The 25,760-nt window shown below is 42.3% G+C and carries 26 protein-coding genes; 8 read left to right on the forward strand and 18 right to left on the reverse strand.

The window, feature by feature from the left end; genetic code table 11:
• Positions 1–53: 53 nt before the first annotated feature.
• Complete coding sequence (gene queG, locus KPL72_RS06410) at positions 54–1,127, forward strand: tRNA epoxyqueuosine(34) reductase QueG (protein ID WP_219702231.1); 1,074 nt, start codon at positions 54–56, stop codon at positions 1,125–1,127.
• A gap of 3 nt (positions 1,128–1,130) precedes the next feature.
• Here the strand turns inward: queG and KPL72_RS06415 are convergent, their stop codons facing one another.
• Positions 1,131–1,988 carry an acyl-CoA thioesterase gene (locus KPL72_RS06415; RefSeq protein ID WP_219702232.1) on the reverse strand — a complete coding sequence of 286 codons (858 nt, stop codon included), beginning with the start codon at positions 1,986–1,988 and terminating at the stop codon, positions 1,131–1,133.
• Between the two features lie 175 nt (positions 1,989–2,163).
• On the opposite strand from KPL72_RS06415, the gene moaA reads away from it, so the two are divergent.
• From moaA to KPL72_RS06435, 4 genes are all read left to right on the forward strand, one after another.
• Positions 2,164–3,189, forward strand: coding sequence for a GTP 3',8-cyclase MoaA (gene moaA / locus KPL72_RS06420; RefSeq protein WP_219702233.1), 1,026 nt, complete (start codon positions 2,164–2,166; stop codon positions 3,187–3,189).
• Between the two features lie 13 nt (positions 3,190–3,202).
• Complete coding sequence (moaB, locus tag KPL72_RS06425; protein WP_212918113.1) at positions 3,203–3,742, forward strand: molybdenum cofactor biosynthesis protein B; 540 nt, start codon at positions 3,203–3,205, stop codon at positions 3,740–3,742.
• 5 nt (positions 3,743–3,747) lie between these two features.
• A complete protein-coding gene (locus KPL72_RS06430; protein WP_219702234.1) occupies positions 3,748–4,941 on the forward strand; it encodes a molybdopterin molybdotransferase MoeA in 1,194 nt (397 codons plus the stop codon).
• 121 nt (positions 4,942–5,062) lie between these two features.
• On the forward strand, positions 5,063–5,491 hold the full coding sequence (locus KPL72_RS06435) for a HepT-like ribonuclease domain-containing protein (RefSeq protein WP_212918111.1): 429 nt from the start codon (positions 5,063–5,065) through the stop codon (positions 5,489–5,491).
• A 17-nt stretch (positions 5,492–5,508) separates the two neighbouring features.
• On the opposite strand, the gene KPL72_RS06440 is transcribed toward KPL72_RS06435, so the two are convergent.
• Together KPL72_RS06440 and serB are read right to left on the reverse strand one after the other, a co-directional pair.
• On the reverse strand, positions 5,509–6,474 hold the full coding sequence (locus KPL72_RS06440; RefSeq protein ID WP_219702235.1) for a LysR family transcriptional regulator: 966 nt from the start codon (positions 6,472–6,474) through the stop codon (positions 5,509–5,511).
• A 91-nt stretch (positions 6,475–6,565) separates the two neighbouring features.
• Positions 6,566–7,477: a phosphoserine phosphatase SerB gene (serB, locus tag KPL72_RS06445; RefSeq protein WP_219702236.1), complete on the reverse strand. Its 912-nt coding sequence runs from the start codon at positions 7,475–7,477 to the stop codon at positions 6,566–6,568.
• A 145-nt stretch (positions 7,478–7,622) separates the two neighbouring features.
• Between serB and KPL72_RS06450 the strand changes: the two genes are divergently transcribed.
• The gene (locus tag KPL72_RS06450; RefSeq protein ID WP_219702237.1) at positions 7,623–9,062 is read left to right on the forward strand and encodes an AhpA/YtjB family protein; all 1,440 of its coding nucleotides are present in this window, start codon (positions 7,623–7,625) and stop codon (positions 9,060–9,062) included.
• A 72-nt stretch (positions 9,063–9,134) separates the two neighbouring features.
• On the opposite strand, the gene rpoS is transcribed toward KPL72_RS06450, so the two are convergent.
• The 13 genes from rpoS to KPL72_RS06515 all read right to left on the reverse strand — a co-directional run bounded on the left by rpoS (position 9,135) and on the right by KPL72_RS06515 (position 21,574).
• A complete protein-coding gene (gene rpoS / locus KPL72_RS06455) occupies positions 9,135–10,151 on the reverse strand; it encodes an RNA polymerase sigma factor RpoS (protein WP_212918107.1) in 1,017 nt (338 codons plus the stop codon).
• A gap of 27 nt (positions 10,152–10,178) precedes the next feature.
• Positions 10,179–10,925: a peptidoglycan DD-metalloendopeptidase family protein gene (locus tag KPL72_RS06460; RefSeq protein ID WP_346729496.1), complete on the reverse strand. Its 747-nt coding sequence runs from the start codon at positions 10,923–10,925 to the stop codon at positions 10,179–10,181.
• A 130-nt stretch (positions 10,926–11,055) separates the two neighbouring features.
• On the reverse strand, positions 11,056–11,985 hold the full coding sequence (locus KPL72_RS06465) for a DUF368 domain-containing protein (protein WP_219702238.1): 930 nt from the start codon (positions 11,983–11,985) through the stop codon (positions 11,056–11,058).
• The gene (locus KPL72_RS06470) at positions 11,978–12,643 is read right to left on the reverse strand and encodes a protein-L-isoaspartate(D-aspartate) O-methyltransferase (protein WP_212918105.1); all 666 of its coding nucleotides are present in this window, start codon (positions 12,641–12,643) and stop codon (positions 11,978–11,980) included. Before KPL72_RS06470 ends, KPL72_RS06465 begins: the two co-directional genes overlap by 8 nt.
• On the reverse strand, positions 12,640–13,386 hold the full coding sequence (gene surE / locus KPL72_RS06475) for a 5'/3'-nucleotidase SurE (RefSeq protein WP_219702239.1): 747 nt from the start codon (positions 13,384–13,386) through the stop codon (positions 12,640–12,642). The genes KPL72_RS06470 and surE overlap by 4 nt, the downstream gene beginning before the upstream one ends.
• Positions 13,364–14,458 carry a tRNA pseudouridine(13) synthase TruD gene (gene truD, locus KPL72_RS06480; RefSeq protein ID WP_219702240.1) on the reverse strand — a complete coding sequence of 365 codons (1,095 nt, stop codon included), beginning with the start codon at positions 14,456–14,458 and terminating at the stop codon, positions 13,364–13,366. Before truD ends, surE begins: the two co-directional genes overlap by 23 nt.
• Positions 14,455–14,946, reverse strand: a complete 492-nt coding sequence (gene ispF / locus KPL72_RS06485; RefSeq protein WP_212918102.1) for a 2-C-methyl-D-erythritol 2,4-cyclodiphosphate synthase — start codon at positions 14,944–14,946, stop codon at positions 14,455–14,457. Before ispF ends, truD begins: the two co-directional genes overlap by 4 nt.
• 16 nt (positions 14,947–14,962) lie before the next feature.
• On the reverse strand, positions 14,963–15,712 hold the full coding sequence (ispD, locus tag KPL72_RS06490) for a 2-C-methyl-D-erythritol 4-phosphate cytidylyltransferase (RefSeq protein ID WP_219702241.1): 750 nt from the start codon (positions 15,710–15,712) through the stop codon (positions 14,963–14,965).
• Positions 15,709–15,987, reverse strand: coding sequence for a septum formation initiator family protein (locus tag KPL72_RS06495; protein ID WP_012069014.1), 279 nt, complete (start codon positions 15,985–15,987; stop codon positions 15,709–15,711). Before KPL72_RS06495 ends, ispD begins: the two co-directional genes overlap by 4 nt.
• Before the next feature lie 109 nt (positions 15,988–16,096).
• A complete protein-coding gene (gene eno / locus KPL72_RS06500) occupies positions 16,097–17,398 on the reverse strand; it encodes a phosphopyruvate hydratase (protein WP_212918100.1) in 1,302 nt (433 codons plus the stop codon).
• A gap of 195 nt (positions 17,399–17,593) precedes the next feature.
• The gene (gene pyrG, locus KPL72_RS06505; protein WP_212918099.1) at positions 17,594–19,228 is read right to left on the reverse strand and encodes a CTP synthase; all 1,635 of its coding nucleotides are present in this window, start codon (positions 19,226–19,228) and stop codon (positions 17,594–17,596) included.
• 209 nt (positions 19,229–19,437) lie between these two features.
• Positions 19,438–20,394 (reverse strand): PDR/VanB family oxidoreductase, encoded by a 957-nt coding sequence (locus KPL72_RS06510; RefSeq protein WP_212918098.1) that lies wholly within the window; start codon positions 20,392–20,394, stop codon positions 19,438–19,440.
• A 76-nt stretch (positions 20,395–20,470) separates the two neighbouring features.
• Positions 20,471–21,574, reverse strand: coding sequence for an aromatic ring-hydroxylating dioxygenase subunit alpha (locus KPL72_RS06515; protein ID WP_212918097.1), 1,104 nt, complete (start codon positions 21,572–21,574; stop codon positions 20,471–20,473).
• 254 nt (positions 21,575–21,828) lie between these two features.
• Between KPL72_RS06515 and KPL72_RS06520 the strand changes: the two genes are divergently transcribed.
• Positions 21,829–22,554 (forward strand): GntR family transcriptional regulator, encoded by a 726-nt coding sequence (locus KPL72_RS06520; RefSeq protein ID WP_212918096.1) that lies wholly within the window; start codon positions 21,829–21,831, stop codon positions 22,552–22,554.
• Here the strand turns inward: KPL72_RS06520 and KPL72_RS06525 are convergent.
• A complete protein-coding gene (locus tag KPL72_RS06525) occupies positions 22,551–22,847 on the reverse strand; it encodes a DUF6482 family protein (RefSeq protein ID WP_212918095.1) in 297 nt (98 codons plus the stop codon). The genes KPL72_RS06520 and KPL72_RS06525 overlap by 4 nt on opposite strands.
• Positions 22,848–22,974: 127 nt before the next feature.
• On the opposite strand from KPL72_RS06525, the gene KPL72_RS06530 reads away from it, so the two are divergent.
• A complete protein-coding gene (locus KPL72_RS06530) occupies positions 22,975–23,655 on the forward strand; it encodes a P-loop domain-containing protein (protein ID WP_219702242.1) in 681 nt (226 codons plus the stop codon).
• A 52-nt stretch (positions 23,656–23,707) separates the two neighbouring features.
• Here KPL72_RS06530 and KPL72_RS06535 read toward each other — a convergent pair whose 3' ends face one another.
• Positions 23,708–25,753 (reverse strand): FUSC family protein, encoded by a 2,046-nt coding sequence (locus tag KPL72_RS06535; RefSeq protein WP_346729499.1) that lies wholly within the window; start codon positions 25,751–25,753, stop codon positions 23,708–23,710.
• Positions 25,754–25,760: the final 7 nt, after the last annotated feature.

The raw sequence follows: 25,760 nt of genomic DNA on the forward strand, positions 1-25,760 counted from the left end.
GTTCTTCACGCTAGGCTGCTTTTTAGCCTAGCGTCCAATGTTTTGGTACTCCCTTGCTTCCTTCGTCTTTATCCAGCCCAAAAGAATTAAGCCAACTTGCTGATGACATCAAATCATGGGCAATTGAATTGGGCTTTGCCGAAGCCCGTATTGTCGAGCCTGATCTAGCGCAATACAAAGATGAATTTAATGAATGGCTGAATAACCAATACCATGCAGGTATGGACTATCTTGCCAATCATGGCGACATGCGTTTTTACCCAGAGCAACTCCATCCAGGGACGCGCCGTGTCATCTCACTTCGCATACATTACCTTCCCCAATCGGTCAAAACAGTCGAAAGACTAAAAACCAAAGACAAAGCCTATATTGCACGTTATGCCTTGGGGCGCGACTACCATAAATTAATTCGCAAACGCCTTACTCAACTGGCTAAGAAAATAGAGCAACAAGTTGGCGATCATGGCTACAGAGCTTTTGTAGATAGCGCGCCTATTCTGGAAAGACAAATTGCGGAACAAGCCGGCATGGGCTGGATTGGCAAAAACACCTTATTACTAACGCCAAAAGCGGGCAGCTGGTTTTTGCTCGGTGAAATATTTACTAACCTGCCGCTTCCTGTCGATAAGGCTACTGAAACTAGACACTGTGGTAGTTGCACAGCCTGCCTGACACAATGCCCTACTGATGCCTTTGTGGAACCTTGGGTGCTTGATGCTGGAAAATGTATTTCCTATCTGACCATAGAACACAAAGGTTCTATTCCAGAAGACCTACGCAGTAAAATGGGGAACCGTATTTTTGGCTGCGACGATTGCCAACTAGTATGTCCTTGGACCAAATTCGCAAAATATACCCAAGAAGAAGATTTTCAACCAAGACACAATTTGGATTCTGCCGATCTGATTGAGCTGTTTGAATGGGACGAAGCAACCTTTTTAAAAAATACTGAAGGCTCCCCAATTCGTCGCACGGGATTTGAAAACTGGCGCCGTAATATCGCTGTCGCGCTTGGCAATGCCCCAAGTAATGAAGCAACTATCCAAACACTAGAAAAAGCACTCTCTCACTCTTCTGATTTAGTGAAAGAGCACATTGTCTGGGCATTAAAGCAACACAAGCCTTAACTCCTATTTGGAATAGCGCAACAAACCTTCCTGAGCAGTGGATGCCACCAACTCACCTTTTTGATTGAAGATCTGACCGCGCACAAACCCTCTGCCAGAACTTGCCGATGGCGAATCCGCTACATAAAGTAGCCATTCATCTAATCTAAATGGACGATGAAACCAGATAGCGTGGTCCAAACTCGCTGCTGTAAGGTAAGGGCTTCCAATTGAAATACCATGAGGCATCAAGGCAGTTTCAATGAAGCCATAGTCCGTCGTGTAAGCCAGCATAGACTGATGAATTAACGCCTCATCAGGCAGAGCGGACACACTACGAATCCACATATGTCGTTTTGCAATTCCAGGTCTTGGTCGAAAAGGGTTTTGATTTTCAACGATTCGATATTCAATAGGTCGATCCGCCGTGAACAAATCCCTAACTTTCGATGGAATCTCATCGGCATGCTCACGATAGAGCGATAGCTCAGACTTAAATGACTCAGGACCTGGAACATTTGGCATAGCATCCTGATGAACTAACCCCTCTTCCTCAATATGAAAGGAGACTGTCATCGCTAAAATACTTTTACCAAATTGCGAAGCTATCACTCGACGAACACTAAAACTGCGACCATCTCGAACTGTTTCCACTTCATATTCAATTGGGTGAGAAGAATCCCCTGGACGCAAGAAGTAACAATGTAGAGAGTGCGGAAATCTCCCTTCAACTGTTTGAGTGGCCGCACTCAAGCCTTGACCAATAACCTGACCACCAAATAACTTGGGAAAGCCGATATCCTGACTACGACCAATAAACTGAGTCGCAGACACACGCTCCAGCTTTAACAAACCGATTAGATGATTAACGACTTGATTCACCATTTCCCCCTATGTATATGATTATCCATGTTTTGCCATTTTTTCAGTGACGACCTGAATAAAACCATCATAAACTAAAATAATATTAAAAATCTTATCGAAATCTTTTCTAGCGCTTTGCTAAATAGGCATTTTTTTGCTTTGATGAACACTTATATATAAAGGGTAATTTTTCTTGTCAACGTCCGCTTTAATCGATCCATTTGGTCGAAAAATAGACTACCTACGCATTTCCGTCACTGACCGATGTGATTTTCGCTGTACCTATTGCATGGATGAAGATGTCACTTTCATGCCTAGAGACCATATATTGTCTTTAGAAGAAATTGTTCACGTGGCCAAAACCTTTATATCTATGGGCACCAAGCGCATTCGAATTACGGGTGGCGAGCCTTTAGTACGCAAAAATATCCTTTGGGCAATTGAGCAAATAGCCAATACTGAAGGCTTAGAAGAACTCACCATTACCACCAACGGTTCTCAACTTTATAAAATGGCACAAAGCCTACTCGATGTTGGTGTATCGCGTATCAACATCAGCCTTGATACCCTTAAAGCAGAACGATTTTACGCCTTAACTCGCAGAGATAAATTTCAACAAGTTATCGATGGCATAGAAGCTGCCAGCAAACTGCCGTTTAAACGCCTAAAAATTAACAGTGTGATGCTTAAAAATCATAATGATGATGAGCTTTTTGATCTGGCTCAATTTGCCTTAGAACGAAAAATGGACATCAGTTTTATAGAAGAAATGCCGCTTGGCGTTATCACTGACCATAACCGAGCAGCAACTTACTTGTCTAGTGACGACGTCATCAATACGCTTGGCAGACATTATAAACTCACGCCAAGCTCGTCAACCACAAGCGGCCCAACCCGCTATTATCAGGTAGCAGGTTATGACCACAAAATCGGTGTGATTTCGCCACACAGCCATAACTTTTGCGATACCTGTAATCGCGTCAGGCTGACAGCTGAAGGCCGTTTATTACTCTGCCTCGGCAATGAACATGCAAAAGATTTAAAAACCGTACTGCGCAATAGCTCATATTGCTCAACGCCATTAGATTCAAAAAACCATAATTCAACAGAACTAGAAAACGCGATTATTGAAGCACTAGCACTCAAACCTGAAAAACATCATTTTAATCTCGATGAAGCCCCGCAAATTTTACGCTTTATGAGCGCTACAGGAGGCTAAACAAGGAATTCCCATGGCTAAAACACCGACACCTTTTCGTCCACTAAATATCAGCGTCTTAACCGTTTCTGATACTCGATCTATTGCAGAAGACACATCCGGTGACGCTCTAATTGAACTGTTGACTAAGGCTGGTCACACACTCAATGAAAGAAAGCTAGTGAAAGACGATGTTTACCAAATGCGCGCCGTCGTATCAAACTGGATTGCCGACAAACAAACCCACGTGGTTTTGATCACTGGCGGGACAGGTTTTTATTCACGCGACAGCACTCCAGAAGCCATGACGCCACTATTTGATAAAACCATCGAAGGCTTTGGTGAACTATTTAGACAAATTTCTTATACAGAAATCGGCACATCCACCATTCAATCGCGCGCGATTGCTGGATTAGCTAACCAAACACTGGTGTTCTGTTTGCCTGGCTCTACCGGTGCCTGCAAAACAGCATGGAATGGTATTTTAGAAGAGCAACTTAATGCCTCTCATAGACCCTGTAATTTTGTCAGCATGTTGATTGGCCCATACACAACAAACCAACATGAGGCATAGTTTACATGTCTACTTTACTTGCCTTTGAAGATGCTCTAGAAGAAATTAAGCGCAGCGCTAGCATTCGTGTGGAACAGCAGACAATCCCCCTTATAAACGCAGTTGGACGCATTCTCGCAACGGACGTTATCGCAGGAATATCAGTTCCTCCTCACGACAACAGTGCGATGGACGGCTACGCTCTTGCCTGTGCTGATTGGCACGCTGGTAAGCGCTTTAACGTTAGTCAACGAATTGCAGCCGGCCAACACCCTAAGCCTTTAATGCCGGGCACTTGTGCGCGTATTTTCACTGGTGCGAATATCCCAAGTGGCGCAGATACCGTGATAATGCAAGAAAATGCCGAGCTTGAAGGTGACAAAGTCATCTTCAGTAAACAGCCGACGACTGGCGACAATATTAGACCGTTAGGGCAAGATATGCAGATCGGCCAAACGGTCGTTAAATCAGGTGAAAAAATCACGCCAATACACATTGGCCTTTTGTCTAGCCTTGGGATCATTGAAGTTATCGTCTACAAGCAACTCAATGTCGGAATACTAACAACAGGTGATGAGCTGATTCCTACCGGCGATAATCTAAAAGCTGGGCAAATCTACAACTCAAACGGTCCAATGTTAAGCGCGCTTGTCACTCAAGCAGGCCATAATGTCAGCCACTGTATTCACGCAGCAGACACAGTAGAAGACACTAAAGCGGCCCTAAAAACCTTGATACAATCCTGCGATGTTATTCTGTCATCTGGCGGTGTTTCTGTCGGTGAGGAAGATCATGTGAAAGGTGCCTTAGAAAAGCTAGGAAAAGTACATTTATGGAAAATTGCCATTAAGCCAGGCAAGCCACTCGTTCATGCAACACTTCAGGGTGTCCCCTTCCTTGGGCTACCTGGGAATCCAAGCTCGACCTTAGTGACTTATCATTGGTTCGCACAACTTTTGCTGTCTATTTGTTCCGGTCAAATTGCTGAACTCCCCCAGTCTTATCATGTCGATGCAGGCTTCAACCGTAACAAAACGATCCAACGAGACGAGTTCTTACGAGTTTTCATTGGAAAAGATGGATTAGCTTATGCGCATCCACAACAAAGCTCTGGTGCGCTTCTCGCTGCGGCTGAAAGCCAAGGTTACTTGCACGTAAAAGCCAATACACAAGTAGAGTACGGTCATTCCTATCCTTTTTATCCTTTCTCTGCTTTCTAACTTTCCTCTTTCTTCATAACTCACCTAGACTAAGAGAACCAGCATGCTGAAAAATCAGTATGCTGGTTCTCTTGATTTGAAAGATACTAAAATCAATTAGCACTCAAAAGAGGCAAAGAATATGAGAGACGTAGAATGGGAAACATCCCTATATGAACATCAGCACGCGATGATCAAGCGACTCGATGCTTTTAGAAAGGGTGCGAGAACTATCACGTATTCAAAAGATGAAAATATGGTGATTGAGCATTCTTTTCAGCTACTTGTCGCTTCTATGCTAGATCTTGCTCGCTATGTTCTAAAACACCACTACAAAACCGAGATCTCGTCACGTAAAGAGGTTCTAAACGCGCTTATTGCGAATAAAGATGTTACCTATGAACAGGCGGAACAAATTAGATCTCTCATCGCTTTAAGGGACAAAATCCTTCACGACTACCTAGACGAGAATTTTGCAGATTTAGAAGAAGCCATGACACTTAGACGCTACAGCTTAGTAGAAGTATTAACAAAAGAGTGGATTACTCGCTTATCAAGTTCACCTTGTTAAGCGTCAAAAATTTTAAATTAAGCAGAGGCCTCAAGAAAAGCCAGCCTTAATAATCCTCGAAACCAAACATGAGCGGCATCATGTTGGAAGCGTTCATGCCAAATCATCGAATAATCAAATTCACGCGAAGCAAATGGCAGCTCATATACCACTATTTCAGATACCGTTGCCGCCATATCTTCAGCAAAAAGTTTTGGAACAGTCAGTAACAAATCACTGTCCATTACCACTCTTGCGGCCGGCACAAAATTAGGCAAATGCACAGCAACATGACGCTTATGTCCTAATTTATCTAATTCTCGATCAACAGCGAAATACTCTCGACGACCTAACACCACTTGCACATGACTTGCTTGCAAATAGCTTTCTAAGGTTAATTCACCTTGAATGCTAGGGTGACCTTTACGCGCTAAACACACCATACGATCGCTCTTTAAGCGCATTGCTCGAATACCAGCTGGAGGCTCCTTAGACAAAACAGCGACCGCTACGTCAATGCTCGTTTGATCTAATTCAGCCACCATATCTTCATTCCAAGACTTTACATCCAAGATAGCATCAGGGGCTTTTTGCCGAAATTGGTCAAGAATTTTAGGCAAAACGGTTAGAGTGCCAAAGTCAGTAGTCGATAAAATAAACCGACGTTTACTATTTTCGGGAGTAAATTTACTCGGCTGTATAAGACTTTCGAGGCCCTTTAACGTATCTGCTAAAAGTGGTGACAAGCCTTGAGTCTTAGCAGTAGCAGACAAGCCATGAGAGGTGCGTATAAACAATGGGTCATCGAATACATCACGTAGTCGAGATAGTGAACGACTGACAGCTGGCTGAGAAACATTAAGTCGCGTGGCCGCTTTGGTAACATTCAGCTCTTCAATTAAAACCTGAAAAACATACAGCAGATTCAAATCTATATCAGACAAACGTATTTCTGACAAAACAACACCCCAACAAAGCTTGTTATCATTATAACTAAGAATCATAACAAGCTTTTAAAGGGGACAATAGCTGTCTCTATCGCAAGTACAAAAAATTACGTTAGCACCTTAACAAATGACGCCTGATGATGAATGACTAAACAGACAACGCTCTAATTTGTTCAGATGTCATACCTAATAAATATAAAATCCCCTCTAGACCAAGGTTATTCATAGGACATGGTGCCTGCTCTCGAACCAAAGGCTTAGCATGCAAAGCCACACCTAAAGCCGCATGATTTAACATCAGCAAATCGTTAGCACCATCGCCACAAGCAATCGTCTGTTGCCAATCAACGCCTTGCTCAGCCACAATATTCGTCAACAAACGCTTCTTACGCTCACCATCGACAATATCACCTAAATGCTTACCTGTTAGTTCATTGTTTTGAATCTCTAACACGTTCGCATGCACTTCAGACATACCATATTCTGCTTGAACACGATCTGCAAAATAGGTAAAACCGCCAGATAAAATCGCTGTATGCCAACCATAATGATGTAACACCTTCATCAAGGTTGAAATACCATCCATGTGCTGGATTCTAGTATAAACACCATCCATGACCTCGCTACTCAACCCCTTTAACAAAGCTAAGCGCTGCACAAAACTTTCAACAAAATCGATTTCACCACGCATAGCGCTCGCAGTAACAGCGGAAATTTGCTCACCAATACCGGCTTCGACAGCAAGCTCATCCATTACTTCTGCTTTAATCAGGGTTGAATCCATATCGAACACAGCAATACCTGATGCTTTAATATCTAGCATTGTCGTCTGATAAATATGGTCAATTCCGGTGTCATTAGATAAGGTTAACAGCTCGGCACGAATGGCAGCGCTATCCATTACACCATCACCAACCATAACTTGTGCCACAGAAACGGTATCCTGAGCATCCGTCAATAAACGAATTGCCCCTTGCAGACCTCGTACGTCTAACCAAGCGTTAAATTTTTCAAGATATTCAGGGTTCAAAGAACCAATAAGAGTAATACTGGCAGACATAAACGCTCCTAATTCGATAAGACGCCTACTATAACAAATCGTTTTCTTTTCGCTAAGCACCTGTTCTACTTTAAAGAATTCAGAAAACGGCCGTTATGATGTGTATACTTTAGTTACTGTCATTTGAGTTACCCGAAGGAAATGAATGGACACCCAATCGAAAACCAAGGCTATCGCTGCTTTTATACGCAAAAAACTGAGTGCATCAGTCATCACCGTTGCCACCTTTATCTCGCTCATGATCCTCACTGTGTGTATTTTCTGGTACACGATGACCCATGCGCTAGGCAATTATTTATCTCAGCAAACCGAAGTACTTGGCAGCAGCCTAGCAACTCAAGCCGCTTTCAACGCTACACAGTCTATCTTAAACAATGATTTATTAAGCTTGAATGTATTGCTCAACCGTCTCGTTGTCGATGACAATATTCTGAGTGCTCGAGTCTATAACAAAAAAGACGAGCTACTGGCTGAAGCGGATAGTGGTAATTCAGGTATGCAATCTGAACAAGACTTTCGACCTAGTGAAACCCACAGAGTGTATAGTTCCAGCATTAAGTTCCGAGACGAAATCGTCGGTCACGTATTAATTACGTTAGACAAAACTCCCGCTCAAGCAACATTACAGCATCTCAACAACTTATTAATTGGCGTGGCCATATTTACTTGTACGATTGCATTATTGCTAATCATCTTAATTACAAAATGGCTTTTTGCACCAATTAATGAAGCCTCTTCCGCCCTGATTCACTATAGCAAAGGCAGGAAACCAAACGATTTACCAGTACCTGCATACAAAGAAGCTAAAGCACTATTTCAAGCAGTTGAAACAATACAATCAATAGAACGACCAAAAGAAGCGATTGAACAACCTGTCAAGACGGAAGAAACCATCTCGCCAGTGGTAAAACCTCAATTTGAAATAAACTTCGATGCCATCTTTGAAGAATCAAGACAACGCAGCTGTGTACTCTATTTTGATATTCTTAATTTAGAAGAATGGCATAAAGACATGACGCCACTGCAAGTAGCCAACTTATTAACACCGATATATCGAGCAATATTTCAAGCGAGCGAAGTCTACTTAGGCCAAGTCCATCAATACAAAAATGATTCTGCTATCGTACTTTTCAGTGCGCATAACTCTGAAGATAACCTTTATATAAATGCCGTTAGCACTGCACAACTATTTTTGGGCTTAGTCGATAAGTTATTGGAAAATGAACTCTATACTGACATCCCTAAACTAAACTTTCATTTAGGGATGCATCAAGGCAACATCCAAGTCACCAATATGGTAAAAGAAAATCGTTTCGAGCCAGATAAAATAGAAAATCTTTTAAGCAACATTCATCAGCTAAGTGAATCAGAAAGTATTAACAAATTAGTCATTAGTGATGATATTTTCACATTATCCCATATCCAGAATCGTGTTTTCACAGGCCTTCCAGAAGTGATTGAAGATAATGGCAAAGAAATCTTGGCCTATGAGGTAAAAGGCATGTCTGATAAGTACAAACAGCAAATCCATCAACATATTCTTGAAATCACCAATCCAGAAGAGCAAGAAGATAACGGGTTATAGCTTGATTAAAAACAAGACACAAAAAAACCCGCTTAAAGCGGGTTTTTTTAAGTTCTATATTTGGTCGAAAACCTAGTCATCAAAACGAATTACATCGTCCAACGACAAACCTTCTTTATCCATAATCAAGCGTAGTTTTCGCAACGCTTCAACTTGAATTTGACGAACACGTTCACGAGTTAAACCAATTTCAGCGCCAACATGCTCTAACGTACTAGCTTCATGTCCACGCAAGCCAAAACGACGTGTAATAACCTCACACTGCTTCTCACTCAACTCATCAAGCCAAAGCTCAATACTGTGCAGGACGTCACCGTCTTGGCGATCTGCTTCTGGGCCTTGATGAATAGTATCCGCTAAAATTTCAACTAGGCTCTTGTCATTATTTTCTCCGCCGAATGTCGCATCAATGGAGCTAACCTTTTCGTTAAGGCCCAACATCTTTTGCACATCTTCGACAGGACAATCTAACATTTCAGCGATTTCTTCAGCGCTAGGCTCATGGTCTAGCTTTTGAGTGAGCTCACGAGCTGCTCGTAAATAGACATTAAGTTCTTTCACTACATGAATGGGCAAACGAATAGTTCGTGTTTGATTCATGATAGCGCGCTCAATGGTTTGCCGTATCCACCATGTCGCATACGTTGAAAACCGGAACCCTCGCTCTGGATCAAACTTCTCCACCGCTCGAATCAAACCAAGGTTACCTTCCTCAATCAAATCCAGTAGAGATAGCCCCCGATTTAGATAACGCCTGGAAATCTTCACCACCAAGCGTAGATTACTTTCTATCATGCGCTTACGCGCCTTCTGATCACCTTTTAGAGAAAGACGAGAAAAATATACCTCTTCCTCCGCAGTAAGCAATGGAGAAAAGCCAATCTCGCTCAAATACAACTGAGTCACATCAAGATTACGACTTGAATCAGCTTCAGCATAACGAGCGCTTACTGCGGACTCAAATTCTTCATCAATCATTTCCTCATCAACAAGCTCATCACCCACCAGCTCGTCGTCTACTGTATCAAGGTCAAAATCTCCAATATTCGAAACCTTAGCTGCTTCTTTATCCATGCTTGCAAACTTCATGTCCCCTCCTTAAAACGCTAATTTCGCTTAATTTATTTTGGGCAAAACATCCAACGGATCAATAGGCTGCCCATCACGACGAACCTCAAAATGAAGTAGCGGTCTATCCTCCCCCTTACCACCAATGACAGCAAGGGAGTCTCCTGCCCGAACATTTTGCTTTTCTTTTACTAGTATCCTTTCGTTATAGGCGTAAGCACTAAGATAAACATCATTGTGCTTTACAATAACGAGATTGCCATAACCAATAAGACCGCTGCCAGCATAAACAACTGTTCCATCTGCTGCAGCTTTGACGAGCGCTCCTTTCTCAGCCTTTATATCTATACCTTTACTACTAACGCCAGCATTTGAAAACCCCCTAGAAACTTTTCCATCAACAGGCCAAGACCAACTACCCGATATTTTTTCGTCTTTCGTGTCGCTTTTTGACAATTTTTCAGGCGCTTTGATTGCAACAACTGGATCAGATTTGGGTGTTGTATTTTTAGGAGTTGATACAATTAATGGGATAGAAGATGTTGAACTATTTGTGGCTGAGGACGCCGTATTTTGAACACCATTCAAACGAATTTTTTGCTTAGGATAAATAGTATAAGGCGGATCAATACGATTCGATTTTGCAAGCTCGCGATAGTCCAAACCGTAGCGAAAAGCGATAGAAAACAAGGTCTCACCGCTTTGAACACGATGAAAACCAGACGATGGAATAGAAGATACACTGGCATTATTTGAAGCATAAGTTCGATTATTTTTTGCAGAATAATGCAACACTTCATAAGAGCATCCAGACAGCAAAAAACACAAAAAAACAAGCCGACTTATTAACCAAGTTAGCGATGAAAAATCATGATTTTTAAAGACGCAACGGAAGATAATTCTTTACCCCAATATCCAATTCAAATTAATTATTACTATTTGTCGAATTTCGTAAAAATATGTAAGAAATAAGAATCACACTCAAAAAGCCTATAAAAACAAACACTACTGGCAGCAAAAAATCAGTCGGCCAATAATAGTTTGGCAGCCCCCAAGGCAATACGAGGTGCTCTTCTAATGGTAGCTTTTTGTCACCTACCAAACTCCACGCATCCGTCACTTTCCAAGGCCACACTTTTACCAGAGCCCCCAGCATAACACCTGTAAGAAACGACAAAGTCATAGACCTTACATGATTTAGCAAATAATGAAGAATTTTAGAAAAGGTTAACAAGCCAATCAGAGCACCTACAGCAAAAGTAAAGATGACAGCAAAATCCATACTCTTAACTGCTGATAAGATAAATCCGTACATCCCCATCATCAGCAACAGAAAACTACCTGAGATCCCTGGCAAAATCATTGCACAAATGGCAATCATTCCAGAGAAAAAAACCATGACATAGGATGTATTTAACTGGGTAGGTACTAGTAATGACAAACTAGCGCCAACAGCCACTCCAACAATAAGCCCAAAAAAATGACGCCAAGAGAATCCTAATATCTGGTTAATCAAGAAATAAGCTGACGCCAAGATAAGTCCAAAAAAGAAACTCCACAGATAACTTGGATATACAGCTAAAAGATGTGTAATCAAGCCTGCTAGTAGAAAAATACTAGTGACAACACCCGCGCCTAATGGCAATAAAAAACCGCCATCAAAATGACGCCATAAGGCTTTTACATCACCTTTAAATAACATAGCCAAACTCGCCTTATTAACACCACTCAATGCGTTAATAAGTCGATCATATACGCCCACAATAAAAGCAATCGTCCCACCAGAAACACCAGGGACAACATCTGCAGCGCCCATTAACACGCCACTCAAATATACTCTAAGCCATTTAGGCATGTTCCATTCCTTCTAATAAGGGTACAAAGTAAGCAGGCTCTGTCCCTAAGCACTTCCAACGATCACCCTCTTTACGCCAACAGCCTATCTGTGGACTAGGATGATCAATCGGCATAATTAAAATACCTTGCTGCTTCAGGCAATCCGTCAAGGCTAACGGAATTTTACTTGCCATTGCGGTAATAATAACCGCATCCATCTCTACTTTATTAGGCCAACCCATCTGCCCATCAGCAAATAAGTACTCGACATTTTTAATACCCATTGATGACAAACGTTTTTTAGCCTGTACATAAAGCGGCTCGTGACGCTCGATGGTATGAACTTTATTAAAAAAATGCGACAAAATACGAGTTTGATAACCAGATCCAGTGCCAATTTCCAACACGCGACCAAGCCTAGAGTAGGCTAAAAGCCATTCGGTCATTCTCGCTACGGTAAGCGGCTGGCTAATGGTTTGATTGCGACCTATAGGAAGTGGCGTTGCTGAATAAGCCAGGTGCGAAAATGCAGGTTCCACAAATTCATGACGAGGAATAGAGCCCATAAGAGCTAATAATTCTTCATGTGTAATCCCATGATCTCTAAGCTGATCAACCATCTTAGAGGCTTTGGATTCAGAATGTGAAACTAACCAGTTGAGATCGTGCAGGCTCATAGCGTTATTGTGTCGGTCCATTTATTAAGAGGTAATTTAGCTTCATGGCAAGTCATATCCGTATGAATTGGCGTAATAGAAACATAACCATTGTTTACTGCACAAAAGTCTGTTCCTTCAGAAACATCATGAGGTTCAGACAAGGCACCAATCCAAAAGCTAGGCAAGCCTCTAGGATGCTGAGCAGAAATAGGTGCCTGTGCTTTATGGCGATAACCAAGACGTGTCACCTGTATTCCTTTGAGCTCACTATATGGGACATCAGGGACATTGATATTCAATAAAATACCAACCGGTAACTCAAGGGTATGAGAGTCTTTTAAAAGCTGCATGATAACCTTCGCAGCTGTATCGAAATGCTGATTACCAACCAGTGACACTGCCAAAGCAGGACGGCCTAAATGACGCGCTTCCATAGCAGCAGCAACCGTACCAGAATAAATAACATCATCACCTAAGTTAGCACCGTGATTTATCCCTGAAACGACCAAATCCACATCGCCATCAATCACTCCAGACAGTGCAAGGTTGACACAATCTGTCGGAGTACCATCGACACGATACTGCCCTTCTTCGACCTCAATAGGCTGTATAGGGCGGGATAAAGTCAAAGAATTACTAGCGCCGCTGCGATTACGATCTGGCGCTACCACTAAAAGGTCATACTTTGGGCGTAAATACCTAGCCAATGTTTGTATGCCAACCGCATCAAGACCATCATCATTCGCGATCAATATTCTCATGATATTTCTCTACTGACTTATCCGTATAATCTATCATTTCGCGCAATAGGCTGGTCGCAAAACACCCTTTAGGTAAAGAAAACTCCACGATTAACTGCGCACTCCCTTCTTTCTCTCTAAGCAATTCCCACGCCATATTCATTGGCACAAGGCGCGCCAGTCGGCTATCTCTAGAAAGATCAAAAGCAATTAAGGCATCCACTAAATCCATTCGCTCAGATAAAGACGCTTTCATCACTCGTTCACGCTGATGGCCAGTACCAGCCTCCCAACCTTCACTAATCATAGGCAAAACGGGACTTACGCTGCCACGCATTACACTCAAGTGCATCAAGGCATCCACCTCTTTCACTCGAAACTGCTCATCTTTATGCTGAAACTGAGCAATATCGCCATCACATAAACGCATCCACATACCATTTTCAACTTGATCACTTAGCGCCTCATTGAAACACCAAGAACGTATAGCTGATAACCAAAAGGATTCTGTTTTTGATAATTTGTGGCGACTTTGCCGCCCTTTTAAAACAAAGTCCTTGCCGTAGTGCAAATTATTACCGTTTATCCCAAAACGCTGAGGACCATAATAATTCGGCACGCCAGCCTGTTGAATGAGATTTAAACGCCCTTCTAGCTCGTCTAAATCCCCATGAACACCACGTAATCTAATCACAAAACGATTAGCCAAATGTGCGCCTGTACGAAGCTTTTTAGAATGACGCAACTGCGCAATTACACGTACACTCTCTGGCTCTCTAAACGCTTCCTGAATGGTCGATAAATCAGGTTCTTGATTTAACACATGCAAACAAAACCATTGGCGCGTACAAGCATGACGATCTTTTACACCACTGTAAGTCACTTTGTTCGGAGCAATACCAGCAATTTGAGCCAAGCGCTTGGCGAGGAAATCCGTATTCACCCCTTCCTTCTCAATAAACACAAAACAAAACTCACCTTTGCCATCAGGTTCAAAACCTAGCTGTTCTTCAACATAAAAATCTTGTACATGGGTTTTCAAATCCCCGGTAACCGTCGGCTTTGACCAAGCGTATCGCCATTCGGTATTCATATTTGATCCTGTTTAAAAATGAGAGCAACCGCCTCGACAGCGATGCCTTCTTTTCGACCAGTAAAGCCAAGCTTTTCCGTCGTCGTTGCTTTTACATTCACAGCACTGATATCCACCGCTAAGTCTTCGGCTATATTTGCTCGCATAGCATCAATATAAGGACGCATTTTAGGTGCTTCAGCAATAATAGTGACGTCAATATTGCCCACACAAAAACCGAGAGCCCGTACCTCCTGATAAGCGCGCTTTAACAAAATCCGACTATCCGCACCTGCAAAAGCCACATCGGTATCTGGAAAATGCTTTCCAATATCCCCCAATGCCGCAGCGCCTAACAAGGCATCGGTCAAAGCATGCAGTGCAACATCACCATCAGAATGAGCAATCAAGCCCTGAGAGTAAGGGATAGAAACGCCACCAATAACAATGTGATCGCCCTCACCAAATTTATGAACATCAAAACCATGGCCAATACGAAAAGGCGTCATGATAGTTACTCCTGTGCTATGAATTGCACTTACTGTTTAAACTTGAACTATTTGAATTAGAAAGATTAGAACCTAAAAGATAAGAAAAAAGTGCTTCTGCGATCAGCAGGTCTTCAGGTAAAGTAATTTTAATATTACTGCTTTCTCCAATAACAAGATCAGGATGCCAGCCGACAAATTCCATTGCAGAGCATTCATCTGTCACCATGACGCCTTGTGCTTGAGCTTGCTCCAATGCCTCTAATAACGCTTGGGCAGGGAATTTCTGTGGCGTCTGCGCCAACCAAATAGCACTTCGGTCAAGTGTGGCATCAACCGACGGTTGATCTGATACCTGAAGCTTCACCGTATCTTTTGCTGGCATTGCCAATAACGCACCTTGATCAGAGGCATGATGAATAATTCGATTCAGCGCAGCTTGGCTTAACAAAGGGCGCGCGGCATCATGCACCAAAACCTCTTGCTGCATTGCGTCTACCGTATCCAATAAATAACGCAGACCTTTCTGTACAGTATCACTTCGTTCTTTACCGCCAATAAAGCTATGAACCAAATCGTGCTGCTGCCATTTTGAATCTGGCCAATAGGCATCATTTTCACCCACACCAATCAGTACACCAGCAACAAGCGGATGCGAAATAAAGATTTCGATAGTGCGGTCTAAGATAGTTTGTCCGGCAAGAGAGAGGTATTGTTTTGGGCAATTAGCTTGCATACGCTGCCCAACACCCGCTGCGGGAATGATAACCCACAAAGGCTTGATCATTTTTTATTCACCATCCGATAAAACACTTCACCGTCTTTTATGTATTGAAGTTCACTACGAACATGCTCTTCTACCGCCTCTTCCCCAAGGCGGAGATCATGTACTTGCGCTCTAAGGGCTTGATTACGGTGTTTCAGACGTAAGTTAATACGCTCTTGATAGGCGATCTGCTTTGCCAGTTCTTCTTGTCGCTTAACACCCTGCTCACCAAAATACAAATGATAAGATTGATAGCCCACGGCACAGACAAAGAAGAAAATTAACAAACGTGCCATATAACACCCTCAACATCTAAAAAATACATTCCTCATTATCAAAGGAATTGAAGCAAAAAAAAATAAAAAAAGGGAGAACCAAGTTCTCCCTTTATAAAATCAAGCGATATTAAGCCTGACCTTTGATCTCAGAACGACCTTTATAAGGTGCTTTACCACCTAATTGCTCTTCAATACGAAGCAATTGGTTGTACTTAGCAACACGGTCAGAACGGCATAGAGAACCCGTTTTAATTTGACCTGCCGCTGTACCAACTGCAAGATCAGCAATCGTCGCATCTTCTGTTTCACCAGAACGGTGAGAGATAACAGCCGTAAAACCAGCATCTTTTGCCATTTTAATGGCCGCTAATGTCTCAGTTAAAGAACCGATTTGGTTAAACTTAATCAAGATTGAGTTAGCAATACCGTTATCGATACCACGCTGCAAAATCTTAGTATTAGTAACGAAAAGATCATCACCCACTAGCTGAATTTTATCGCCCATTAGTTTGGTTTGATGTGCGAAACCATCCCAGTCAGACTCATCAAGACCATCTTCGATAGAAACAATTGGATATTGCTTAGTAAGGTCTTGTAGGAAAAAGTTGAACTCTTCTGAGGTGAATTTTTTACCTTCACCTTTAAGGTCGTAGATATTTGCTTCTTTGTCGTAAAACTCAGAGGCAGCACAATCCATCGCCAAAGTAATGTCTTTACCTAGTTCGTAGCCTGCAGCAGCAACCGCTTCTTTAATAACAGCTAAGGCTTCAGCATTAGAAGACAAATCAGGTGCAAAACCACCTTCATCACCAACCGCAGTACTTAAACCACGATCACTCAATACTTTTTTCAGTGCATGGAAAATTTCAGCACCGTAGCGTAAAGCTTCACGGAAGTTTGGTGCACCAACGGGTTGAATCATGAATTCTTGAATATCAACGTTGTTATCTGCGTGCTCTCCACCATTGATAATGTTCATCATAGGTACAGGCATAGAGTAAACGCCTGGTGTACCATTGATGTCTGCAATGTGAGCATATAATGGCACTTTCTTAGAAATCGCTGCCGCTTTCGCCGCTGCCAAAGAAACCGCTAAAATAGCGTTAGCACCAAAAGTAGATTTGTTTTCTGTGCCATCAAGATCAATCATAATGTGATCAAGTTCAGCTTGAGCAAGGGCATCTTTACCGATCAAAGCATCACGGATTGGACCGTTAACCGCTGCAACCGCTTTTAATACGCCTTTACCTAGATAACGACTTTTGTCGCCATCGCGCAATTCTAAAGCTTCACGAGAACCGGTAGAGGCACCAGACGGTGCACACGCTGAACCTACGGAGCCATCGGCCAAAATAACATCAGCTTCAACAGTAGGGTTACCACGAGAATCTAAAACTTCTCTGGCTTTAATATCAACGATTTGACTCATAACAAACCTCTTAAAATAAATGAAAAATCACAAACTGCCTGTTTGCACGACTGAGTCCTTTGCACGATGTTACGAGCGAAGCCAAGACGAGGCAAAAATAGACGAAAAAGCGGAGTTTATAAATTATAAATGAGCATTTTGAGTCTATTTTTAACAAAGTATTGGCAAGCACAGTAGTCGTGCGAGGGGCTCTATTTATTTTTCTTTTCCTGCGTATTTAAGTGCCGCATGTACAAAGGCACTGAACAGGCCGTGTCCATATCTAGGTGTTGAAGTGAATTCTGGATGGAACTGACAAGCAACAAACCATGGATGATCAGCAATCTCAATCATTTCTACCAAGGAGTTGTCTTCTGAACGACCTGAAATCGTCAAACCTGCTTTTTCCAATGCATCAACATAAAAGTTGTTCACTTCATAACGATGGCGATGACGCTCTTTAATGACTGCTTTACCGTAAGCATCAAACGCTTTTGTGCCTTCAGTAAGATTACAGTTCTGCGCGCCAAGACGCATGGTGCCACCTAGATCGGATTCCTCTGACCGGATTTCTTTGGAACCCTCTGCATTAGTCCATTCTGTAATCAGACCAACAACTGGGTTCTCTGCTTTTAAATTAAACTCGGTGCTGTGCGCACCGGCTAAATTTGCCACATTACGAGCAAATTCGATTACTGCTACTTGCATACCCAAACAAATACCTAAGTAAGGCACTTTGTTTTCACGAGCATACTGAGCAGTTAATATTTTACCTTCAACACCGCGCTCACCGAAACCACCAGGAACGAGAATTGCGTCCATTCCTTTCAGTACTTCCGTACCTTTTTCTTCAATGCTTTCGGAGTCAATATAGTGCAATTTCACTTTTGTACGGGCATGAATACCAGCGTGATCCATTGCCTCAATCAAGGATTTATAAGCGTCCAACAACTCCATGTATTTACCAACCATGGCGATATTGATTTGCTTCTCAGGGTTCAATTTAGCCTGAGTTACCTTGTTCCAAATGTCTAGATTTGGCATATCGCAATCTAGATTAAAATATTCAACGATCAAGCTATCTAAGCCTTGGTCATTCAACATTTGTGGAATACGGTAAATAGTGTCGGCATCGGGAAGAGAAATAACCGCACGTTCTTCAACACTGGTAAACAAAGCAATTTTCTTACGCTCTGGCGCTTCAATAGACACTTCAGAACGACAAATAAGAATATCAGGTTGAATACCGATAGAACGAAGCTCTTTTACAGAATGCTGAGTCGGCTTGGTTTTGGTTTCGCCAGCAGTACGGATATAAGGAACCAAAGTCAAATGCATAAATAATGCGCGACGTGGACCCAATTCTACTTTTAACTGACGAATAGCTTCTAAGAAAGGTTGTGACTCGATATCACCAACCGTACCGCCGATTTCAACCAAAGCAACATCTGAGCCTTCGGCACCAGAAATAACGCGACGTTTGATTTCATCTGTAATATGAGGAATTACTTGAACGGTTCCACCAAGGTATTCACCGCGACGCTCTTTTTTAAGAACATGTTGATAAACACGACCACTGGTGAAGTTATTGCGTTTGCCCATTTTAGTTGAGATGAAACGCTCGTAGTGACCAAGATCTAGATCAGTTTCAGCGCCGTCTTCTGTGACATATACTTCGCCGTGCTGGAAAGGACTCATGGTGCCTGGATCCACGTTGATGTATGGATCTAGCTTTAACATGGTGACTTTTAGACCACGAGATTCAAGGATTGCGGCCAGAGATGCTGCTGCCAAACCTTTACCAAGAGATGAAACTACACCACCTGTAACGAAAATATATCGTGTCGCCATGAGTGTTTAACCCGCCTTAAAATATAAAAAAATGAGATTTGAAAGCACATAACAATATACCTTCAGGACGGGGGAAAATAATAACATCGGAAGGCATTTCACTCAATGTAAAACACAGTTGTTTTACATTGAGTGAAAGATTCATACCAAGAGACCTTTGCACGAAGTCGCGAGCAAAGCTAAGAAAGAAGAAGCCAGTTGAAACAGGACTATAAGTCTAACTCCAAGACGGATGTTTTAGAACGAGAACAGCAAGGCATCACTAGCTTACCTTGAGCGTGTTCTTTGTCTGTTAAAAAGACATCTCTGTGATCAGGAACGCCATCTATAACACCTGTTTGACAGGTACCACATACGCCCGATTCGCAAGACACGGCAAGGAATACACCATTCTCATCCAAAACCTCAAAAATACTTTGATCAGCCCCGACATCAAAAACCTCACCAGTGCTATGGATTTTCACTTTAAACGGAGTATTTTCGCTAACATTTTCATCCAAGGCTGGTGCTGCGAAAAACTCTCGGTGCAAACGGTCTTCAGGCCAACCTAGCATTTTTGCCTGTAATAAGACGTAATCAATAAAGCCTGCAGGACCACAGATATACAATTCAGAGTCATTCGCATGACGAGACAAAACACTCACCACATCCATTTGACTAGATTCTGGCACTTCACTAAAGTGAAAATGCATTTTATCAGCAAAAGAACCACTTTCTAATGCCGATGCAAACGCAGCTGTCTCTGGAGTCCTTGCACAATAATGAAATTCAAAAGACAGTCCCATTTTTTGTAGCTTTTGCGCCATTGGCAATATAGGCGTTACACCAATACCACCAGCAATCAAAACACTATGACGTTTTGTGTCTATCAAAGGAAAGTGGTTCTTAGGCGCACTAATCAATAGAGCATCACCAATCTTCAAGCAATGTACCTCTGCCGAACCTCCTCTTGATTGCGGATCTTTTAATACAGCGATTTCATAATACTGCGCTTCAGGCTGTATACGACACAATGAATATTGACGAATCAAACCACTGGGCAAATGAAGATCAATATGGGCTCCAGGTTCAAAACTCGGCAAATTAGAGCCATCCTCAGAACCCAACACCAGCCGAACCACACCTTGCGCTTCGGTAACAACGTTTCTTACCACTACCGGAATCATCTGGCTCTCCTAACTTATTGTTTTTTTTAAAAACTAGAGAGCAACTTACACTCCCCCCTAGCTGGCATCGATTAAGTTAAAATGACGCTGTTTGAAGCGGTGCATTTGACGATGAAGACGCTTTAGGTTGCTGTTTCGCCGCCTGCTCTTTCGCAATAATTCGGTCAATTATTCGTCTTGATTGAACACCACCAGCATCTATATCCAGTTTTAATAAATCATAGTCTGGAAAAGCCAATAAGTTTTGCTGTTGACGCTCAAGCACTTCCAAATCTTCAGAAAATATTTTGCCCTGCCCTTCACGAATAGTATCCGTTAACGCCTGATCCTCTGGTTTGAAATTACGTGCCATACCCCAAAAATACCAAATAGAGGTTTCCGTTTCAGGGGTGATAAAATCCACTACAGTGCTACTGGCTTTTTTATCAGCTGGCGCATCAAAGCCGCCATTTCCCGCATGGGCAACACCAACATCAATCATCACATGAGAAGGTGGACTGAAACGACAAATCTGCCAACGATCTACTAAAACATCATCCGCCAAACCATTACCACGTAACGCTGCTTGCCAAAAAGGTGGTGCCATAATATTTTCCATGAAGCGACTGGTAATAACCTTATCGCCATCCACCGTAGTAGAAACAGGAGACTCATCGATTTCTTTCTGCCCAATACTGCTGGCATGAACATAAGTCTCGTGAGTCAAATCCATTAGATTATCGACCATCAAACGATAATCGCAGTTGATATGATACAAGCCGCCACCATAAGCCCACTCAGGACTTACCGCCCATTCTAAATGAGGAATCAAAGTTTTATCGGCTTGAGATTGGTCTCCTGGCCACACCCAAATAAAACCATAACGCTCTTCAACCGCATAGGATTTCATGCAAGGGAAACCTTTTACTCGCTGCAAAGGCATCTCTTTAGTTTTGCCATCAGCTCCCATTTTTAAACCATGATAGCCACAGACCAAAAGACCTTCTTCGACATAACCTAAAGACAAAGCGGCTCCGCGGTGCGGACAAAAATCCAATACCGCCGCAATTTCGTTATCGTGGGAACGGTAAAAAGCAATGCTTTCACCGCAAATTTTACGACCAAGAGGTTTGCTGCCCGCAACCTCTTCAGACATGGCTGCGACATACCACGTATTTTTAGGGAAAGTTTGCTGACTCATTGAAGTTCTCCTGCTGTTATTTTTATTCATTGGATCCAATATAAATAAAATAAATCAAAAAACAATAGAGTTATGCACTAATTGGATCCACTTTATGCATAATGAATAATAGTTTTGCGGCTAAACAATTGATAACTAAAAGTTTATGTATTGGATCCAATGGTTACTCTTTTCACTACATTTACGTTATGATTATTTTTCCATGAAAAGCACTGAGACAAGAGCAATGAGCACTTCCAAATGAGTACGTTCCAATGAGTAAACCTGGACAACAAGTAATCAGCCGATTGCGACAAATGATTTTGTCTGGAGAGCTAGAATCAGGACAAAGGCTTGTCGAAATACCCACCGCAGAGCAACTGAATGTATCACGTACGCCAGTACGAATTGCCTTTCGCACCTTAGAGCAAGAAGGTTTGCTAACGAAATTATCAGGACGTGGCTACATTGTGCGTCAAGTGACGCAAGCTGAAATTAGCGGATCTATTGAAGTACGAGGTGTGCTAGAAGGCTTAGCTGCAAGGCAAGCAGCTGAAAATAAGTTATCAAAATCACAGACCAATGAATTGCTAAGACTGTTAAAACAAGGAGATGAGTTGTTTGTCAAAGGCAGCATTAATGAGCAAGACCTCGCCATCTACCACGATATGAATCAGCGCTTTCATCAAATTATTATAGAAGCCAGTTTAAACCCAGCCATATCAGAAGCACTGAGCCGAAATGAGCACTTACCCTTCGCATCGGTTAGCGCACTGGCCTTTGATAGAAACAACCTAGCTCAAGAATACCGCCGCTTTAACTTCGCTCACATGCAACATCATGCGGTATTTGACGCCATTACCCACGGACAAGGAAGCCGCGCCGAAGCTATCATGCGCGAACACGCCAATGCCACACTTGGTTATGCCAAAATATTTTCCCAGATGGAAGATAACGGCGAAAAAATGCATATTTTAAAAAATATAGACTCGATCATTTAAGCCAAATCTGTATTACCAAGCGGCACTTCTAATGTATTACAAGCACCAATAGGCTGTCCGACCATTTCGTCATAAGCACTCTGATGACAAAGCACCATAGCTCCAACGCTTTTACCTTTGAACAAGGCCTGAAGGTCTAACTTGTTATGACTTGTTAGAAAACGACCTTGATCCGTTTGTATGTATTCTTCTGTCCCTGCGATTATCACGGATAACTGATATAGATTTGACTCCAAAGAATGTAGTTTCACTTTATCAACATGAGAAATCTTTTTAAGCTCTTGTAATAGCATGACAGTGCACCTTTTCTGCTTTTCCTTAGATACGTATTTCAACATCATTCAGTTCACATAAAAGTACGAATCATGGCAATAAGTTCATGCTAAAGTACTGCGATAGAAAATAAAAACAGGAAAATTTATGGCTCTTCATATGATTAATGACAGCTACGCAAGTTCGACCGATATACAAAACGCTTTAGATAAAATACAAGCTTATATGAACAAACCAAGCCGAACCCTAATTGGCCTAACTGGTGGACCAGGTTCTGGTAAAAGCACGCTTGCAGAATATTTACTCGATCATTTTGCAAAGCAACAAAACTCACAAGTCACTTGCCTTTCAATGGATGGCTTTCATCTATCTAAAGCTCAACTTAGCGCCCAACCTAATGCAGAAGAAGCTTTTGCAAGACGAGGGGCTCCTTGGACATTTGATAGCACGGCCTTTGTAGAACGTGTTAATAAGATTAAACAAAGCTATCAGCAAGAAGATATTTTGTGGCCAAGCTTTGATCACACCCTTGGCGACCCCGTTGAGGATGATGTATCGATAAAGAAAGAAACAAACGTCATACTGGTTGAAGGCTTATATTTACTCCACCAGCAAGATGGCTGGCAAGAATCCAAAGCGCTGTTCGATGAACATTGGTTTTTAGATATTCCTATCGAAGTAGCAATAGAGCGTTTAGCAAAACGCCACATGAAGGCTTGGGGCTTCAGTCATGAACAAGCCATGGATAGAATCAATCAAAGCGATGGATTGAACGCGGAATTAGTTGCGACATACAAAGATCAAGCGAATTGGCTATTAAGAGTCTAGAGTTTCTCTAGGTACTTAGCCGTTCCACTTATTTTGTTATGGCTTTCCCTATTTACCCCCTCCCTCTCTGAGCAGCAATAGCTTCTGCGCTTCTTTCAAAGGTCATGTTGATCCGCAAGAACATACCTTCAATAGCTTCAACCTGATTAGAGTCTCCCACCAAAGCCAGCAATTCTTCATATAAAGAGCTGCTGGCTTTTTCAAAGCTATCATCACAGCGACCTTTACTTGCCAATAAAAAAGCATTTGCCAAGGCAGCCTGCCAATTTTCTAATAAGCGCAGCTGCTGCTTACCAGCCAAGCTTTCACAAATCGAACGCAAACGAATGGAGACATGCCCAAGGTTTAAAGCAGTTAATGCTAAATCTGTAATTGCACGCGATTTAGAACCTTGGTCATAATTTGTCAGGCGCAACAATCGATCAGCCATACGGCGGTTATACCAAGCTGTTGGACTGGTATGTTGATTAATCTCCAATAAGTCTTGATAGGTTGTTTTAAAAATACGATGCACTAATAATTGAACACTTGGCCCAGTAATCAGATGAAACACCCAAAATAAAATACACACGCCGGCAAAAATTGCCATAGCAGAGCTTACAGTATAATCGATAGAAAAAGCCCGACTCATGTCCCTACTTGGGCTCACTAGAATGGAAAAAGGAATACAGAAGCCCAAACCATATGGCAGAGTTTGCCTATCAGCAAGAAGCAATAAACCAATAAAATACGGAGCGGCTAACACAAGCAATAAAAGCTCTAGCTGACCCGAGCTTTGCGATAAGAGATTAAGCGCGAAAAAAACCGCAACAATAACCGCTGCGACAACACCAACCAGCAACCTTTTTAAAACTACTTTTAAGATCATCAAGGGCAATCGGGCCAGCATAATGGAAAAAATTACTGGCAAGATCATAATCATTAGCGCCGCAGCCGAGCCTGTACTAACCCAGATACAAGCACCAATCAAAAATACAACAGTAGTACGAACACCTATAATTAATCCTGCTAACGGGTCTCGATAGGTCAACATACTAGGCGCATTTAACAAGGTGCTATCCCGTTCTTCCAATGCTCGATAAGCTCTCAACAATACAGTCAGCTCAGATGTAATCTCTGCACCGACATTCAGCATATGGGATTCGAAAGGAACATCCAAATCATTACTCGAACGATAATTTGCAAGGTCGCTTCGTAATGCTTTAACCTGCTCCAAGCAATAATCAAAATCATCAGACTCTGCAATTCGCCCAAATGCCCCACGCAATCGATCGAGAAGCTCAGTTAAAGCCGGCGTCATTAGCTCTGCATGTCGACGCTGCAGGCGACCAAATATTTGCACCAAAGCCAATAGAGATAACACTTTTTGGGCTAATTGATTCGCCGCTCTTGTTCGCCCTGGACCTTTTGGCCCCTCATAGCTAACCGCGCTAGAGTCTTCACTCACCATCCCCAATGTCGCCATAATACTATCTATTTGCTTATGGCGAGTTTCGTGAGTACCTGATTTATCTAGCTCGGTTACTAGGTACTGTAAAGTCTGATTGATGACCAATCGTGCCTGCCGCTGCAGACTGTCTTTCACTTTGACAGGCCAAAACATGTGACTAACAACACCTGCACAAATGGACCCTATAATAATCTCACTAACACGAGCTTGAGCGATATCAAACACGGCCTGACTGTCTGCTGTTGACGGGCTTACCATCACCATCAGTACAATAATCTCTGATGTTACTGCAGCCATTGCAAACGCATAAACAAAATTCGCTTGTCGCACCATAGCAGATAAAGCTGAATTTAAACCTAACCACAACGCCAATATCCCCAGAGCCAAATAGGGATACGGCATAAATTGAGTCAACAATAAAATGCCAAATAAGCCACCGATAATGGTGCCGACAATTTGGCAAATGGCCTTTTCAATAACCAAGCCACTTTCAGGGCGCATTTGCAAAAAGACAGCGGAAACTAACGCCCAATAAGGGCGATCAAGATTTAAAGAGAGAGCAATCGTTAACGCCATCGCCATAGCAATGACACCTTTAAGCGCAAAAATAACCGCCTGCTTTTCAGGTAAAAACAGATTACGAAGCACGATTCCC

The sequence above is a fragment of the Marinomonas lutimaris genome, assembly GCF_019426345.1.
Taxonomy (GTDB): Bacteria; Pseudomonadota; Gammaproteobacteria; order Pseudomonadales; family Marinomonadaceae; genus Marinomonas; species Marinomonas lutimaris.

Excerpts from the sequence above, each read along its gene's own strand:
- KPL72_RS06435 (WP_212918111.1), top strand. The coding sequence starts at position 5,063 with ATGAGAGACGTAGAATGGGAAACATCCCTATATGAACATCAGCACGCG.
- serB (WP_219702236.1), bottom strand. The coding sequence starts at position 7,477 with ATGTCTGCCAGTATTACTCTTATTGGTTCTTTGAACCCTGAATATCTT.
- KPL72_RS06440 (WP_219702235.1), bottom strand. The coding sequence starts at position 6,474 with ATGATTCTTAGTTATAATGATAACAAGCTTTGTTGGGGTGTTGTTTTG.
- KPL72_RS06470 (WP_212918105.1), bottom strand. The coding sequence starts at position 12,643 with ATGAGCCTGCACGATCTCAACTGGTTAGTTTCACATTCTGAATCCAAA.
- KPL72_RS06520 (WP_212918096.1), top strand. The coding sequence starts at position 21,829 with ATGAGTAAACCTGGACAACAAGTAATCAGCCGATTGCGACAAATGATT.
- KPL72_RS06525 (WP_212918095.1), bottom strand. The coding sequence starts at position 22,847 with ATGCTATTACAAGAGCTTAAAAAGATTTCTCATGTTGATAAAGTGAAA.
- eno (WP_212918100.1), bottom strand. The coding sequence starts at position 17,398 with ATGAGTCAAATCGTTGATATTAAAGCCAGAGAAGTTTTAGATTCTCGT.
- KPL72_RS06430 (WP_219702234.1), top strand. The coding sequence starts at position 3,748 with ATGTCTACTTTACTTGCCTTTGAAGATGCTCTAGAAGAAATTAAGCGC.
- truD (WP_219702240.1), bottom strand. The coding sequence starts at position 14,458 with ATGAATACCGAATGGCGATACGCTTGGTCAAAGCCGACGGTTACCGGG.
- rpoS (WP_212918107.1), bottom strand. The coding sequence starts at position 10,151 with ATGAAGTTTGCAAGCATGGATAAAGAAGCAGCTAAGGTTTCGAATATT.
- moaB (WP_212918113.1), top strand. The coding sequence starts at position 3,203 with ATGGCTAAAACACCGACACCTTTTCGTCCACTAAATATCAGCGTCTTA.
- KPL72_RS06465 (WP_219702238.1), bottom strand. The coding sequence starts at position 11,985 with ATGCCTAAATGGCTTAGAGTATATTTGAGTGGCGTGTTAATGGGCGCT.
- KPL72_RS06510 (WP_212918098.1), bottom strand. The coding sequence starts at position 20,394 with ATGATTCCGGTAGTGGTAAGAAACGTTGTTACCGAAGCGCAAGGTGTG.
- KPL72_RS06530 (WP_219702242.1), top strand. The coding sequence starts at position 22,975 with ATGGCTCTTCATATGATTAATGACAGCTACGCAAGTTCGACCGATATA.
- ispF (WP_212918102.1), bottom strand. The coding sequence starts at position 14,946 with ATGACGCCTTTTCGTATTGGCCATGGTTTTGATGTTCATAAATTTGGT.
- ispD (WP_219702241.1), bottom strand. The coding sequence starts at position 15,712 with ATGATCAAGCCTTTGTGGGTTATCATTCCCGCAGCGGGTGTTGGGCAG.
- KPL72_RS06495 (WP_012069014.1), bottom strand. The coding sequence starts at position 15,987 with ATGGCACGTTTGTTAATTTTCTTCTTTGTCTGTGCCGTGGGCTATCAA.
- pyrG (WP_212918099.1), bottom strand. The coding sequence starts at position 19,228 with ATGGCGACACGATATATTTTCGTTACAGGTGGTGTAGTTTCATCTCTT.
- KPL72_RS06515 (WP_212918097.1), bottom strand. The coding sequence starts at position 21,574 with ATGAGTCAGCAAACTTTCCCTAAAAATACGTGGTATGTCGCAGCCATG.
- KPL72_RS06450 (WP_219702237.1), top strand. The coding sequence starts at position 7,623 with ATGGACACCCAATCGAAAACCAAGGCTATCGCTGCTTTTATACGCAAA.
- surE (WP_219702239.1), bottom strand. The coding sequence starts at position 13,386 with ATGAGAATATTGATCGCGAATGATGATGGTCTTGATGCGGTTGGCATA.